Annotated in this window: 13 protein-coding genes; 2 read left to right on the forward strand and 11 right to left on the reverse strand. The window is 41.1% G+C overall.

The genetic code is table 11. The annotated features are described in order from the left end of the window. Positions 1-132 precede the first annotated feature (132 nt). From D8785_RS05665 to D8785_RS05695, 7 genes are all read right to left on the reverse strand, one after another. The gene (locus D8785_RS05665) at positions 133-1,983 is read right to left on the reverse strand and encodes a proline--tRNA ligase (RefSeq protein ID WP_125374769.1); all 1,851 of its coding nucleotides are present in this window, start codon (positions 1,981-1,983) and stop codon (positions 133-135) included. Between the two features lie 17 nt (positions 1,984-2,000). After that, on the reverse strand, positions 2,001-3,260 hold the full coding sequence (gene rseP, locus D8785_RS05670; RefSeq protein WP_125374770.1) for an RIP metalloprotease RseP: 1,260 nt from the start codon (positions 3,258-3,260) through the stop codon (positions 2,001-2,003). 41 nt (positions 3,261-3,301) lie between these two features. Beyond that, complete coding sequence (locus tag D8785_RS05675; RefSeq protein ID WP_023022154.1) at positions 3,302-4,105, reverse strand: phosphatidate cytidylyltransferase; 804 nt, start codon at positions 4,103-4,105, stop codon at positions 3,302-3,304. A gap of 11 nt (positions 4,106-4,116) precedes the next feature. Continuing rightward, complete coding sequence (locus tag D8785_RS05680; RefSeq protein ID WP_125374771.1) at positions 4,117-4,866, reverse strand: isoprenyl transferase; 750 nt, start codon at positions 4,864-4,866, stop codon at positions 4,117-4,119. A 131-nt stretch (positions 4,867-4,997) separates the two neighbouring features. After that, on the reverse strand, positions 4,998-5,327 hold the full coding sequence (gene yajC, locus D8785_RS05685; RefSeq protein ID WP_023027643.1) for a preprotein translocase subunit YajC: 330 nt from the start codon (positions 5,325-5,327) through the stop codon (positions 4,998-5,000). Between the two features lie 188 nt (positions 5,328-5,515). Further along, the gene (locus D8785_RS05690; protein ID WP_023022151.1) at positions 5,516-5,761 is read right to left on the reverse strand and encodes a hypothetical protein; all 246 of its coding nucleotides are present in this window, start codon (positions 5,759-5,761) and stop codon (positions 5,516-5,518) included. A 290-nt stretch (positions 5,762-6,051) separates the two neighbouring features. Then, a complete protein-coding gene (locus tag D8785_RS05695) occupies positions 6,052-8,157 on the reverse strand; it encodes an ATP-dependent Clp protease ATP-binding subunit (RefSeq protein WP_125374772.1) in 2,106 nt (701 codons plus the stop codon). Between the two features lie 367 nt (positions 8,158-8,524). Between D8785_RS05695 and D8785_RS05700 the strand changes: the two genes are divergently transcribed. Together D8785_RS05700 and D8785_RS05705 are read left to right on the forward strand one after the other, a co-directional pair. Next, entirely contained in the window at positions 8,525-9,379 is an 855-nt protein-coding gene (locus D8785_RS05700; protein ID WP_125374773.1) for a DUF4839 domain-containing protein, read from the forward strand. A gap of 134 nt (positions 9,380-9,513) precedes the next feature. Continuing rightward, a complete protein-coding gene (locus D8785_RS05705; protein ID WP_125374774.1) occupies positions 9,514-10,335 on the forward strand; it encodes a Cof-type HAD-IIB family hydrolase in 822 nt (273 codons plus the stop codon). Between the two features lie 105 nt (positions 10,336-10,440). Here D8785_RS05705 and glmS read toward each other — a convergent pair whose 3' ends face one another. From glmS to D8785_RS05725, 4 genes are all read right to left on the reverse strand, one after another. Further along, complete coding sequence (gene glmS / locus D8785_RS05710; protein ID WP_125374775.1) at positions 10,441-12,249, reverse strand: glutamine--fructose-6-phosphate transaminase (isomerizing); 1,809 nt, start codon at positions 12,247-12,249, stop codon at positions 10,441-10,443. A gap of 326 nt (positions 12,250-12,575) precedes the next feature. Continuing rightward, positions 12,576-13,454 (reverse strand): ABC transporter permease, encoded by an 879-nt coding sequence (locus D8785_RS05715; RefSeq protein ID WP_125374776.1) that lies wholly within the window; start codon positions 13,452-13,454, stop codon positions 12,576-12,578. After that, positions 13,447-14,376: an ABC transporter ATP-binding protein gene (locus tag D8785_RS05720; protein WP_125374777.1), complete on the reverse strand. Its 930-nt coding sequence runs from the start codon at positions 14,374-14,376 to the stop codon at positions 13,447-13,449. The genes D8785_RS05715 and D8785_RS05720 overlap by 8 nt, the downstream gene beginning before the upstream one ends. A gap of 339 nt (positions 14,377-14,715) precedes the next feature. Next, positions 14,716-15,642: a helix-turn-helix domain-containing protein gene (locus D8785_RS05725; protein ID WP_125374778.1), complete on the reverse strand. Its 927-nt coding sequence runs from the start codon at positions 15,640-15,642 to the stop codon at positions 14,716-14,718. Positions 15,643-15,845: the final 203 nt, after the last annotated feature.

A 15,845-nucleotide genomic window follows, 5' to 3' on the forward strand; every position in this document is an offset into this window, starting at 1 on the left:
TGACGAATTACTAGCCTTTATTTTATCATATTTCGCCTAACTTTTCGACTGTCAGAAGGTCCTTTCGTCTAGCTGGCTCAGCTTACAAAAAAGAAGGCTAGGGTGTTGAGCATCCTAACCTTCTACTATTGCTTATTTATTTAAAATTGAAAGGGTTTCAAGCAGGTTGTCTGCATGCACTTCAATCGTGTCTCCTGAAGCTTTGATTTTCACTTCTACGATACCGTCAGCTGCTTTCTTCCCAACAGTGATGCGGATTGGCAAACCAATCAAGTCACTATCGCTAAATTTAACACCTGCACGTTCGTTACGGTCATCCACCAAGACTTCGTAGCCGGCCTTGACCAATTGGTCTTCGATCTTGCTAGTCAATTCAAGAGAGGCTTCGTCTTTGACATTTACTGGAATCAAATGCACATCAAACGGCGCCAATTCTTTAGGGAAGTTGATTCCCCAAGCGTAACGGTATTCACCTTTTGGTGTCTTATTAACGAAGAGGCGAGCGTGTTGTTCCAAGACTGCTGAAAGGAGACGACTCACACCGATACCATAGCAGCCCATGATGATTGGCACAGCACGGCCATTTTCATCCAAGACATCTGCACCCATACTTGCAGAGTAGCGAGTACCGAGTTTGAAGATGTGACCAATCTCGATCCCACGCGCAAAGTTGAGCACACCTTGTCCATCTGGAGAGATTTCACCCTCACGCACTTCACGGATATCCACATATTCGGCAGTAAAGTCACGGCCTGGATTCACACCCGTCAAGTGGTAGCCATCTTGGTTAGCACCCACAACAGCATTGCGGCTATCTTGCACTTTGCGATCTGCAATAATTTTGACAGTTTCTGGAAGATTGACTGGACCAAGAGAACCAAAGTCAGCTCCCAACAATTCTTTCACTTCTGCCTCTGTTGCAGGTTCCAAGAAATCTGCTCCAAGGTGGTTTTTTAACTTGACTTCATTGAGTTGGTCGTTGCCAACCAATAGAGCTACAACTGGCTCTTGGTCTGCAATATAAACCAAGGTCTTGATTGTTTGGTCTTCAGAGATATTCAAGAAGGCAGCTACTTCATCAATTGATTTGACACCTGGTGTTTCCACACGAGCAACTTCTTCTTCCGTCACAACACGGTTGCTTGGTTTGTAGGCGTTTGTCGCCATTTCCAAGTTAGCTGCATAGCTTGACTCACTTGAGTAGGCAATCGTATCTTCACCAGAAACCATCCATTTCAGTAATTCTGCCTTAATTTCTTCTTGCACTTCTGCAGGAATCTCGTCAAATGATGCGACTGACTTGTCTAAGACCACCCAACGGTCAAGGTCTGTTCGTGAAGGAGTGATGGCCATAAACTCTTGGCTATCCTTACCACCCATGGCTCCACCGTCACCGATGATGGCTTTGAAGTCCAAACCACTGCGAGTGAAGATACGCTCATAGGCTGCCTTGTACTCATCATAGGTCACATCCAAGCTATCGTAGTTAGCGTGGAAGCTGTAACCATCTTTCATGATGAACTCACGAGTACGAAGAAGTCCATTACGAGGACGTTTTTCATCACGGTACTTGGGTTGGATTTGGTAGAGATTCAGTGGTAATTGCTTGTAAGACTTAACAGAATCACGGACAATAGCTGTGAAAGTTTCTTCGTGAGTTGGCCCCAAGATAAAATCTGACTTCTCACGATTTTTCAATTTGTACAAGTCTTCCCCGTAAGTTTCATAACGGCCAGATTCGCGCCAAAGGTCAGCGCTGAGAAGGGCCGGAGCCAACATCTCAACGGCACCAATCTTATCAAATTCCTGACGCATGATCTTCTTAGCTTTTTCGATTACACGGTTGGCAAGTGGTAGGTAAGAGTAAACACCTGCTGATACTTGACGAACATAACCAGCACGGAGCATCAAAGCGTGGCTGATGACCTGGGCATCACTTGGCATTTCGCGAAGTGTTGGAATAAGCATTTTACTTTGTTTCATTCAGATTCATTCCTTTTCTATTTCAAAAATAATTTCATGATATCGTTCCAAGTCACGGCAATCATCAGGATAACCATGACCGCCACTCCAGCAAGGGTCAAGTAGGTTTCTACCTCCTGTTTAAGAGGTTTTCTACGAACAAGCTCGATCAGATTGATCAAGATTTTCCCACCATCCAAAGCCGGAATAGGAATCAAGTTAAAGATTCCGATATTAATAGACAGCATGGCCATCAAGGATAGGATCGCTGGAAGTCCTAGCTCCGCAGCTTGCGAACTAGCTTTGTAGATCGCTACCGGACCACCCAACTTGTTCAAACTAAAGTGGAAGATGATATCCTTCAAGGCCGTCAAAATACGAGTTGCTGTGTACCAAGTATCTGTCACACCTGAGAAAAGCTTATCTAGGAAGCCTGTCTTGACAGCATTGGTCACACCGATATAATACCGTCCCCCATCTTCTTCTGGTTGAACCGTCACTTTTTGAGTTTTCCCGTCTCGTTCATAGGTAATCGTTACTTCTGGATTTTTTCCTTTGTTACGGGTCGCCTTCTGGACAGAATCTGTCAACTCATCCCAGTTGGAGACCTTGTATTCATTGATTTGAACGATCTGGTCATTGTCTTTCAAGCCAGCCTTAGCCACCACTCCTTGGGGAACGACCTGAACATGGTTGCTATAGTAGTCCACTGCACCTCCCTGCATAAAGGCAAGGAGAGAGTACACGACAATACTTAAGATAAAGTTGTTCATTGGACCAGCAAAGTTGGTCATCAGGCGTCCCCAGATACTAGCGTTTTGATACTGCACATCCAGAGGAGCAATCCGTACTTCTGTCCCATCTTCCTCAACGATTGTTGCATCATGGTGGACAGGATAAGTTTTGGTCTCTTCGATAACGATTCCTGTAATTTGAAGTTTATCCTCAAAATCAAAATCTGTGACATTCATGGGAAGAGCTGTCTGGTCGATATTTTTTCCAGAAAGGTTAATCCGAACAACTGTTCCCTCAGGGTTCAAAGTCAGACTGACAGGAGTTCCTGTCTTAATCTCTGTCGTGTCTTCGCCCCAACCTGCCATTCGGACATAGCCCCCCAATGGAAGGATTCGAATAGTATAGGCTGTTCCGTCCTTGCCTACATGGGCAAAAATCTTCGGCCCCATCCCAATCGCAAACTCGCGGACTAGGATGCCTGATTTTTTTGCAAAATAGAAATGACCGAACTCATGCACCAGGACAATGACGCCAAAAATGATAATAAAGGCAATAAATTGCATACACGCTCCTTCGTTTTATCTGATGATTGGATGATTTCTGTTTAAAACAGACCGAAGAATAGCATCAGTGGGAAGACAAAAATCAAGCTATCAAATCGATCTAAGACACCACCGTGGCCAGGAATAAAACGGCCAGAGTCTTTCACTCCAAAATGGCGCTTGATGGCACTTTCAACTAAGTCACCAAACTGAGCTGCTATACTGAAAAGAATAGTAAAGAGAATCATGGTCACCCAACCGTAAGATCCTGCAACAGTACGATCTAGTATCATAAAGATCAGTGTCACGACGACAGCACAAGCTATCCCACCTAGACTTCCTTCAACAGTCTTATTGGGCGATACTCTTGGCAAGAGTTTTTTCTTACCGAACTGGCTCCCAATGAAATAGGCCCCTGAATCCGTTGCCCAAACAATAAAGAGAGCCAAAAGAATTTTATCCACACCTGCTAAGCGAGCTTGAATCAAGGCATGGAAGCCAAAACCAACATAAAAGCTAGAAGCAATCGGATAGACAACCTCGTCATAGGTATAGCCTTGCGCCAAGACAGTTGTCCCCATCAATAATAAGACCAAAAGGCCGTAGGCGATGAAATTGCCACCTGCTGGCAAGAAAGGGAGGTAACTCTCTAATGGCAGAGCCAACACAAGAGCTGCTAGCATAGCCAAGGCTCCTTCGATGGTTTCGGTCTGCAAGCCTTTCATCTTCAGCAATTCATGAACACCCAACATAGCGATGAGTCCCACTACAATCTGAAAAACAACTCCTCCAATAAGGACGACTGGAATAAAGAAAGCTAAGGCGATTCCTCCAAAAATAACTCGCTTCTGTAAATCTTTTCTCATATATTTCTCTCCTATACACCACCAAAGCGTCGATGACGATGGCTGTATTCTTCTATTGCATCATGCAAGGCCTTTTCTCCAAAATCCGGCCACATCACATCGGTAAAGTAAAGCTCACTATAGGCCGCTTGCCAAGGCAAAAAGTTACTCAAGCGAAGCTCCCCACTGGTCCGAATAATCAGGTCAGGATCTCGTAAGTCCTTGGGTAGACTATTGGTATACAAATAATTGGCAATCATCTCTTCTGAAATATCGCCTGGATTCAAGCGCGCATCTAGGACTTCCTGGGCAATTTGTTTGACTGCTTGGGTCAGTTCTGCCCGTCCTCCATAGTTCAAGGCGAAATTCAATATCAAGCCTGTATTGGAGCGTGTTAAGGCCTCTGCCTTTTCCAGAGCCTCCAAGGTTTCCTTCGGAAGACGGGAAACCTCGCCAATCATCTGGATCTTCACATTATTTTTGTGAAGCTCTGGAACAAAGCGGTCATAGAATTCAACTGGAAGATTCATGATAAAGCTCACTTCCTGTTGAGGACGTGTCCAGTTTTCAGTTGAGAAAGCATAGACCGTTAGGGCCTGCACACCCATCTCCTTGGCTGCAATGGTTACTTCTTGCAAAGCCTCCATACCAGCTTTATGCCCAAAGACACGAGGTTGCATCCGTTTTTTGGCCCAACGACCATTCCCATCCATGATAATTCCAATATGCTTGGGCACTTCTAGGGGAACACTTAACTTTTCTTTCTTTTTAAAACGAAACATGTTTTTCTACCTATTTCACTGTTTTTATCGCTTCATTATATCATAAATCCGCTTAAAATGGCAGTCTTATCCCTTTTCTAGGGGGATCTAGCTAAAAATGAAAAAAGCGACCTTTTGATCGCTCCTTCTTATTATTCACCGTCGATGATAGAATCTGATTCGCCAGCGCCTTCAACTGCACTAGCTGTCACTCCTTCTGAAACTGGCAAAACTGTTTTAATAGCTGTCAATTCAAATGTGAGATATACGCCATCCACATCCAAGACAACGGTTTTCCGTTCAGTATCTACTTCATCAACTGTTCCATACAAACCACCGATGGTAATCACTTCATACCCTTTTTGAAGCTTGTTCAAGCTTTCCATCCGTTTTTGGTATTGTTTCTTTTGGCTACGGCTCATGAAGAACATCATTCCGACCATTAGCGCAAGCATAAATAGCAAGGTTGTACCACTTTGCATACCATTTCTCCTTTTTAAATCATATATGCTCTACTATAGCAAATTTTATAGGGATTTTCAATATGAACCCCTGATTTTCAAAAAATAAGTCGGTAGATGGAGATGGTCTACTCACTATTCGATCCAGACAGCTTTCCTAGTGATTCCTTTTTTTAGAAAAAGAAAAAACCATAAAAAATAGGTTTTTGCTAATCAATTGTGATTCCATATTTTTCATGATTTTTATCATACCATTCAATCAACAACATGGCTGTTTGGTAGGTAATGTTTTTAATTTTACTGGTTCCTTTTGTCAAGGTAGCTAGACTCATCTTGCTAATATCTGTCTCAGTCGCTACTCTATAACTTGTCACCTTTCCATCCACCATCAATTGAACGACAGCTTCAACTTTCTTATAATCTTTTGTCGAATAAATATCAATTGGATTTTTCATAAAATCATCCTATCCCCTTAAATTTAGTCTTTTATATATTATATAATTTATTTGTTCATTTATAAGAAAATCTTGCTTACAGACGCTTTCTAAGGCATTTTCATACTGTTTTTTGCACCAATTTATGAAAAATCATACCTATTTTTTATCATTTTTCACTTTCTGGGAAAAAAAACGATAAAACTATACCTCATATATTTTTCTTTTGTTGACATAAAAAAGGCTACGAATTTCTTCCTAGCCTTCTTTTTCAACTGATTTTCTCTCGTTTATGGTGCTAGATGTCCCGGTTATTCTTCTGAGGTTCCATTCTCTTTAATAACCAATTCTCCATCTTCCATATCTGCCAACAAGTGTTTTGCGTCAAGGTGATCCAAGTGGAAGTCTGTCACCTTATCACGGATTTGTTGTTCAACAACCCGACGGAGTGGACGAACACCCATGACTTCATCGTAACCTTCTTCGGTCATGTATTCTTTAGCTGCATCGGTAACTGTCAAATCAATGTTTTTCTTAGCAAGCGTCTTGTTCACTTCTGCTAACATCAAGTCAACAATCTTAGAAAGATCTTCCTTGCTCAAGTGCGAGAACTCAATCACAGCATTGAAGCGGTTGAGGAATTCTGGACGGAAGAATGGTTTCAAACGATCCATGAGTTCTGGTTTGTCCGCATCTTCTGTCAAGTTAGCTTCATAACCAAAGCCAGCGTTTGAAGTAGCGATAATGACCGTATTCTTGAAGTTAACGGTGTTTCCTTGACCATCTGTCAAACGACCATCATCCAAGACTTGAAGGAGTAAAGTGATCACTTGAGGATCCGCCTTTTCAATCTCATCAAGAAGGACGATAGAGTAAGGATTGCGACGAACACGTTCTGTCAAGGTATTGTTGTTATCATCGTAACCAACATAACCAGCAGTGGTACCAATTAATTTAGAAACGGCTGTACGATCACTGTATTCTGACATGTCCAAACGGATGATGGCATCTTTGGTACCGAACATATCAAGGGCCAATTGTTTAGCCAACTCAGTCTTACCGACACCAGTAGGTCCTACAAAGAGGAAGCTACCGATTGGACGATTGCCTTCGTCAAAGCCTGCACGGTTCCGACGAATGGCTTTTGCAACAGCTTCAACGGCCTTGTCTTGACCGATAACTTTGGTTTGCAAACGGTGACCCATATCTTTCAAACGTTCGATATCAGTTGCACCCATTTGAGATACTGGAATACCTGTCATCCGTTCTACTGATTCAGCCACATCGTTGATCGTTGCTGTTACTTTATGGTCTTCCGTATGGTTAGCAATTTGTTTTTCCAGTTCTTCGATACGAATCTTAGCATTAAGGGCTGCTTCATAGTCTTCTTTAGCTGCAGCTTCTTCTTGTTTGTTTTTTTCCGCTTGGATTTCGTGCTCAACTGCATGTACATCTGTTACTGGGTGTTGAGCCGCCAAGTGAGCAGCTGTCACGTCGACCAAGTCGATTGCCTTATCAGGCAAGCTACGTTGTGGAATGTATTGAACAGAATAATCAACTGCTGCTTTCAAGACTTCATCTGGCAAGACAACATTGTGGTGTTTTTCATAAAGGTCACGGATTCCTTGGAGGATCTTGAAAGTATCTTCAGCAGATGGAGCATTGACCTTGACTTCGTTGAAACGACGGGCAAGGGCAGCGTTCTTCAAGATGGTGTTGCGGTATTCGTCTTGAGTGGTTGCCCCAATCACGGTCAATTCACCACGTGAAAGAGCTGGTTTCAAGATATCCGCAAGACCTTTAGATCCTTGCCCATCCCCTGTGCTACCCGCACCAAGGATTTGATGGATTTCATCAAAGAAGAGGATAATGTTTCCAGCTTCTTTAACTTCGTTGACCAAGTTTTGAATATTTTCTTCGAAGCTACCACGGTATTGCGTACCAGCTTCTAGACCAGAAATATCGATCGAAATAATTTCTTTGTTCTTGATGGCTGCTGGAACGTCACCATTCACGATAGCTTGGGCCAAGCCTTCTACAACAGCTGTCTTACCAACACCTGCATCCCCTACAAGGACAGGGTTATTCTTGGTACGACGAGACAAGATTTCAGCAGTTTCTTGAATTTCTTTGTTGCGTCCGATAACTGGATCCAATTTTCCTTCACGGGCTTCTTCAGTCAAGTTGCGGCCGAGCTTCGCAAGGATCCCATCTTGTTTCATGCCTTTGCCTTGTTGCTGTTGCACTGGCCCACTTCCTTCGGTTGGAAGTTGACCCGTTTGACGGTAAATAGCGAATTCTTCAGGTGTTACTTCACGACCATTGATCATGTAGCGACGGCTTTCAGAACGAAAACCACCCATATTTCCCATTAGTTGATTGAAAAGATCATCCATATTGTTAAAGTTGTTATTCATATTGTTTACCTCTAATTTACATAATTTTAATTTGTTCTTGAAAATGAGTAGCTGAATTGGCTACTTTAATTCTGTTTACATAATTTTGTTTTGATTTTAAATGAATAGCCTCAAGGGCTAGCATCTTGTATTTCTTCTTTTATCAATTAGTTTTCTATATTTTGGAAATAGCATCTTACCATCTCCTTTCCACTATTGATCCTGTAAACTTTTGAGATTTCCTCAACCTCTTTTTGTTTACATAAATTATTATAAACCCAAAAAAAGTTTTTGTCAACACTTTTTACATAATTTTTTAAAAATATTGTTTACTTTTTGATTGAATCTAGGTAAAATAATTATAAAATTAATAATTAAGGATATCATCATGGGGATTTATAAAGGGAAAGATATTGAAGAAGCTATTACAAAAGGTCTTAAAGATTTAAATGTCAAAAAAGAAGATGCTACAATCAAAATCCTTGAAGAAGGAAGTGGAGGCATATTCGGATTATTTTCTAAAGAAGCCGAGGTTTCTATCACTCCACTATCTAGTGAGGAGATACGGAAACGAGATCAGTTGAAAAAGCTACAACTTATTGGAAGTATCGCTGGTGCCATCTTCCTTATTGTAATAACAGGCTTACTCATCCTCTTTGGTCCTAAGGATGATACATCAAAATCCGCCAAACAAGCAACCCATAGTTCAAAAGTCATGAAACAAACTACTGATCCTACATCATCTAGTATAAAAACTGATAGCAGCTCTTCAGAAAGTTCCAAAACAAGCAGTTCAGAAACGCTGTCCAGTTCTTCCAGTGCTAGTAGTTCCTCTAGCGCTCCTCCTAGTACTCCTTCTATTCTCACTGCTGAAAACAACACAGAATTTGCAACAATTCTACAAACTGAAGATCCAGATAAAATCAACGAATTCGTTAATAAATATAAAGGACAAGTGTTGGAATTTGATGGCTACATCGCTGACATTGCTTCAAGTGAAGGGCGAAATACATATTTCGATATCCTCATCTACTCAGGAGACTTTATGGGAAAAGATATTGCAAATCCGAGCCCATATTTTAAACTAACTGAAGTGCGTCCATCGATAGATTCTGCTTTTAATCCATTCAATGGGAACGATATTTCCGAAGACCAAAACGTTCATATTAAGGCGAAAATTAACGGGTATTCTCTAAACCAACAACTATTATACCTGAGCGTTATTGAAATAAAACCTCGATAAGGTCACAGCCATAGCTTCTTTCAGCTATGGTTTTTTAGCATCTAGAAAAGAAACTATCCCTTCCGTAACTTCCTAATGATACTGCACATCCTTCCCTCCTAAAATATGGTATACTAAAGAAAAAGGAGGTGCCTATGTCTTCCATTCGTTTAATTGTCAGTGATATTGACGGAACCATTCTGGACCAGCAGCATCAGGTCGATCCCGACCTCATCAAACTCATCCCCCAGCTCCAAGAAAAAAAGATTCCTTTTATCTTGGCATCGGCTCGTTCGCCTATCGGGATTGCTCCTATCGCAAGAAGCTTGGGCGTCCATCAGGAACCTATCGCTTGCTACAATGGGGCTCTCATCGTCAAGGGAGAAGAGATTTTATTTGAACACAGCCTGGACAAAGATGAGATCCGCACCTTCCTCCATCATGTAGACGAACTAGATCCCAGCATTTCAATTAATTGTTATAGCGGGGCAGTCTGGTTCAACTCCAGAGAGGACCAGTGGACCCAAGTTGAGGCTTCGATTACTGGTGAGACGCCACAGATGCAGCCACTTTCTCAGACTCTCTCTGACGACGCTCTCCATCTACATAAATTACTCTTGATCGGCGAGACTCAGAACATTCAAGAACTCTATCAGAAGCTGGATCCACAAGAATTTCCGCAGACTGCCTTTTACCTTTCAAAAGAAAACTACCTAGAAGTCACCGCCAAGTCCGTCTCAAAAAGAGATGCTGTCCTTGAACTGGCTGCTTATTACCAGGTCCCTTTGGAACAGGTCATGACCATCGGAGATCACTTCAATGACCTCCCTATGATTCGTCTGGCTGGACTTGGAGTTGCCATGGGAAATGCTCCTGAAGCCGTCCAAAAGGAAGCTCAAGTTGTCACTACCAGCAACCAAGAACACGGTGTAGCGCAAGCTATCCAAGAGTATGTCTTACCGCCATCAAACAAATAGCCCATGGAGCTCCTGCTTTCATGGGTTTTCTAACTCACTGTTTTTTAACCCAGCCTCTGATAAAAGAAAAAGAAGCTAGGACTTGATCCTATCTTCTTTTCATTTTTATTCTACTGTTACGGACTTAGCAAGGTTCCGTGGTTTATCCACGTCGAGTCCACGGTGAAGGGTTGCAAAGTAAGCGATCAATTGGGTTGGTACCACCATTGAGATTGGTGAGAGGTAAGGGTGGACCGTTGTAAGGACGATGTCGTCTGTATCTTTAGCAACATTTTCTTCTGCGATGGTAAGAACCTTAGCGCCACGCGCTGCCACTTCTTGGATATTTCCACGAGTGTGGTTAGCTAGGACAGGGTCTGACAAGAGGGCCAAAACAGGTGTTCCCTCTTCAATCAAGGCAATCGTTCCGTGTTTGAGTTCTCCTGCCGCAAAGCCTTCACATTGGATGTAAGAAATCTCTTTGAGTTTGAGACTAGCTTCCATGGCTACATAGTAATCTTGACCACGTCCGATGTAAAAGGCGTTGCGTGTTGTTTCAAGAAGCTCACGAACCTTACTCTCAATCAATTCTTTTTCTGAAAGAGTTGACTCGATAGACTGAGCGACGATAGACAACTCATGAACCAGATCAAAGGCTTGCGCTTTTTCGTTGCCATTTGCTTCACCAACTGCTTTTGCAAGGAAGGCAAGGGCTGCGATTTGTGCTGTATAGGCCTTGGTTGATGCTACGGCAATTTCAGGACCTGCATGAAGCAACATCGTATGGTTAGCTTCACGAGAAAGAGTTGACCCTGGCACGTTTGTAACTGTTAAGCTTGGAATACCCATTTCATTGGCCTTGACCAAAACCTGACGGCTATCAGCTGTTTCACCAGACTGACTGATGAAGATGAAAAGTGGTTTCTTGCTGAGAAGCGGCATACCATAGCCCCACTCAGATGAGATTCCGAGTTCAACTGGTGTATCCGTCAATTCTTCCAACATCTTCTTAGAAGCAAATCCTGCGTGGTAAGAAGTTCCAGCCGCAAGGATGTAGATGCGGTCTGCCTCTTGAACAGCCTTGATGATCGCTGGGTCTACCACTACTTGACCAGCCTCATCAGTATAGGCTTGGATCAACTTACGCATCACCGTTGGTTGCTCATCGATTTCCTTGAGCATGTAGTAAGGGTAGGTACCCTTACCGATATCTGACAAGTCAAGTTCAGCAGTATAGCTAGCACGCTCACGGCTGTTGCCATCATAGTCTTGCACTTCAACACTATCAGCCTTAACGATAACCAACTCTTGGTCATGGATTTCCATGTATTGGTTGGTTTCACGAATCATAGCCATGGCATCAGAGCAGACCATATTGTAACCATCTCCAAGACCAATCAAGAGTGGTGATTTGTTTTTTGCCACATAGATGACATCTGGATTTTCAGAGTCAATCAAGGCAAAGGCATAAGAACCGCGGATGATGTGAAGAGCTTTTTTGAAGGCATCAAGTACTGACAAGCCCTCTTCTTCGGCAAATTTCCCAATCAAGTGAACAGCGATTTCTGTATCTGTTTGTCCCTTGAAGTGGTGACCTGCAAGGTATTCTTCCTTGATTTCAAGATAGTTTTCGATCACCCCATTATGCACCAAGACAAAACGTCCTGTCTCAGAGCGATGTGGGTGAGCATTGTCTTCTGTCGGTTTTCCGTGAGTGGCCCAACGAGTATGTCCGATACCAGTTGTCCCCTCAACACCGGCAGTTTTAGCAGACAATTCTGCAATACGACCAACTGCTTTCACCAAATGGCTTTCAGCACCACCTAGAACAAAAATTCCAGCCGAATCATAACCACGGTATTCGAGTTTTTCAAGTCCTTGAATCAAAATATCCGTTGCATTTGTATTTCCAACAACACCAACAATTCCACACATAGTTTTTACGACACAGACAAGCTGTGCTTTCTCCTTCTATAAAAATGAAAGAAAATAGGTATCCATACTTGAGTTCCCTTATTTTCTTAGCCAATTTATAAAATTGGTCTAGTCTGATTTGATAGAAAAATCATCAGCGGAATCAGTATACAATGCTTTTTCCTGTTTGTCAACCTAAAAAATACTAGAAATTGGTCTAGTTAAGAAAGGGTTAAGAAAAACCAACCAACATGTCGGTTGATAGGGTAGGATGATTGGCTTCATTTAAGATAGTAATTGATTTCAACTAATCTAGATGCCTATCCAATAATTTCATGAGCTTCACTTCATTTTTTTACCTTTTTAATTATAAAATGAACTCCCAGCAAAACAACTATAATAATAGAAATATAGGCAAACATGAACTGATTCGATAGATGTTCACCACTCGCATTCTGCAAGATAATCCCATAAGATTCTTTGTAGTTCGTAATGACCGAAGATGGGGCGTCATTAAATACTTGAGCAATTGAATCTTTCATCAAAACTTGTTTTAAGAGTGCATTCACCTGTGTTAGAGGGAACCAGGTCATGACCTGTTGCAAGGTTTCTCCTACGGATCCAATTGAAAGATAAACACCAGAAATGAAGCCGATAAAGGTTCCAACTATTGTACTCAAAGTTGTAAAAGCTGAACTAGTTCGGATAAAAGTCAAAATTGGAAGAATAATAGCCGCAGATAAGATCGTTCCTAATGAGGTAACCCCCAAAATTGATAAGTAATCAGTCATTGAATAATCAAGAAGAGAACTAAAACCATTAAAAATACCAATTGCAAAAACACAAGAGAACATGGTCATAATAATCCCAAATAGAATTGCAAAAACTGCATAGGCTAATTCAACCTTAAAGTTAGATACTGGACTGACTTTAAAGTCCTCACTCAACTTCTTTTCTCTATCTGAAACCATTACGCCAAATGCACCAAGAGTACTTGTCATTGAAATAATAGTTGTTAAACCTGAGATTAACCAATAATTGACCATCTGAATGGTATCCGTAGAGGCGGTATCACTATTCAAAGCCTCCTTGATGGCATCAATCTGAATTTGTCCTAGAAAGACTTGATAAACCAAGATTAAGATGATGACCGATAAGAAGGACATCAAGAAAGCTAATCGATCTCGTGTATAGACTTTCCGATTTCTAGAAATTAATTCAAGCATTCCCTTCTCCTCCTTTTGCTTTTAGTAAGTTCAAATAAGCAGCTTCCAAATTGGAGTACTCCACATTAAATGTTTCAATAATTGATTTTCCTTGATTTTCTGAAATAATCTCCATCATCTCTTCAACTGAGACATCCTTAAATACGACTTCTGCCTCAGAAAGGACTTGACACTTATTAACAAACTTAGAAACTGACAATGATTTCAGTGATGTTCCAGGTTTTAAAGTGAGATTCAAGTTAGTGGTTGAATGCTGTTTAATAAAATTGGAAATATCTCCTGAATAATACAGGTTCCCTTCAATTAAGACATTTAAAACATCACAAGCAGCCATCTCTTCTAAATAGTGTGTAATTAGAACGACAGTCATATTATCTTTTTTGTTCAGCTGACGGATCGCTTCCCATAAATCATGACGAGACTGTGGATCTAAACCAGTTGTCGGCTCATCTAACAGCAGTAAAGACGGTTGTGGTAGTAAAGCTCTAGCAATATCTACTTTCCGTTTTTGTCCCCCTGACAAACTTCCATATTTCTGCTTTTTAAGAGTTGCCACGTCCAAATATGATTGCAGATCTTTTATACGCGTTTGTACTTGTGATTTTGATAAGCCGTACAAAGCTCCACGAGATACTAAGTTTTCCTCAACTGTCAGATTATCATCTAGACGATTACTTTGAAAAACAATACCAATATGTCGATAAAAATCTTTCGTTGGCAAAGATTTTCCATCCACTTCCCAAAAAATCTCTCCTGAACATGGCTTGAAATTTTTAATCAACAAATTAAAGAGTGTTGTTTTCCCTGCACCATTTGGTCCAAGAAGTCCATAAAATTTACCTTCCTCAAGAACTAAATCAATTCCTTTCAAAGCCTCAAAGGAACCGTAGCTTTTCTTTACATTGTGTAATCTAATTTCCATTTTCTGACACCAAGATCCTTTTTTCTTTCCTTGTAATCTCAGTATACCTAATTTCTGTCCTCTAACGTGAGGACATTTATGTCCTGTCTAATCATCAATTTCACCAAAAAGAGGCTGGGACAAAAGTCCTAGCCTCTCAATTGTCTTTGGATTATCGAGCAAGACGCAGTGGTTGAGTGGGCTCTACTACGCTGATTTTATCAGCTTTTACAGCCCTACTCAACTGTGCGGAGGTGGGACGACGAAATCGAATTCTAACGAATTACCGATTTCTGTCCCACTCTCTCAATGTTCATTTTATATTTTTCAAGAACAACAGACGAAAGGATAAATACTTCTCTATACCTCAGTGTAGTTTAGACCCTTTTTCTCAAGGTCCTCTTTCCATTCTTCTTGCATGTTCCTCTTCACTAAATTCTCAGATAATAAGTCTGCCATCAAGCATACTTTTTGATAATCATTTTTTGCTTTTTCTAGGTCATCCTCTATAAATAAAGCAACTTTCCAATTTAAAGCATAAACAAAAATATTATCCTGAAAATCATTTCTCTTTGTCATAATATCATTTAAAGCTTTGACAATGTCTGGCAACCTGTCGTATATCCCATAATGGGCTAGCACTCCTGCGGCTGAGATAAGAGTATTTTGTAGCATTTCCAACTCTGATAAGGGAAAATAATCTATCGCAAGTATAATCTTCTCCACTAAGTGTATAAATTCTTCTTGATCAAAGACTCCCAAAGCCAAAGAAAGCAGGCGCAATTTAATTATTTCCACATCGTTGAGACTTAACTCTTTTTTCTTCATAGCTTGACCCAGATACTCATCTAATAACCCTTGATCAAAAGAAGGATTTTTGGATCCAATCATATCAACCGTAGCTTGGGCGACCTGGACAGACAGTTTTTCTTCCTCTGGCAAGTTATCAAAATAATTTTCATAAATGTCCTCAATGATTTCTTCATGCCGATGAAGACGATCTTGATCTCCATAATGGTACAAAGTCCGTAATTGATACTTGAGGTTCAGATATTCTGCTGGCAATTCTAAACTAGTTTGATTCGTTAGCTTGTCTAGGGAAACACCTAGTTGCTCAGCAATATACTTTGCTGTTGCAATCGTTGGTAAAGACTGCCCCTTTTCAATTCGCTGGAGTTGGCGTGTCGTTAATACGTCCTCAATACCACAGATTGCTTGTCTACTGAATCCCTTACTTTCACGTAGAGTTTGTACTTTTTTCCCTAATTCTGTTTTAAAATCCATCATACAAGCTCCTTTTCTTCTGGTTTTATTATAGCACATATTAAAGTTGAACGTTTTTTACCTTTTCCAGCACTAAATGAAAAATCGGAAATGAAGAATGCCATCAGAAACAGCTGCATCTGATGGAGTTCTGCACTTCCGAAAATAAAACTAGTTAGTCAACTACTGAAATGAACGAATTCTATCATACTTGGACAATAAAATCC

Source organism: Streptococcus australis (genome assembly GCF_003943615.1).
Classification (GTDB): Bacteria; Bacillota; Bacilli; order Lactobacillales; family Streptococcaceae; genus Streptococcus; species Streptococcus australis_C.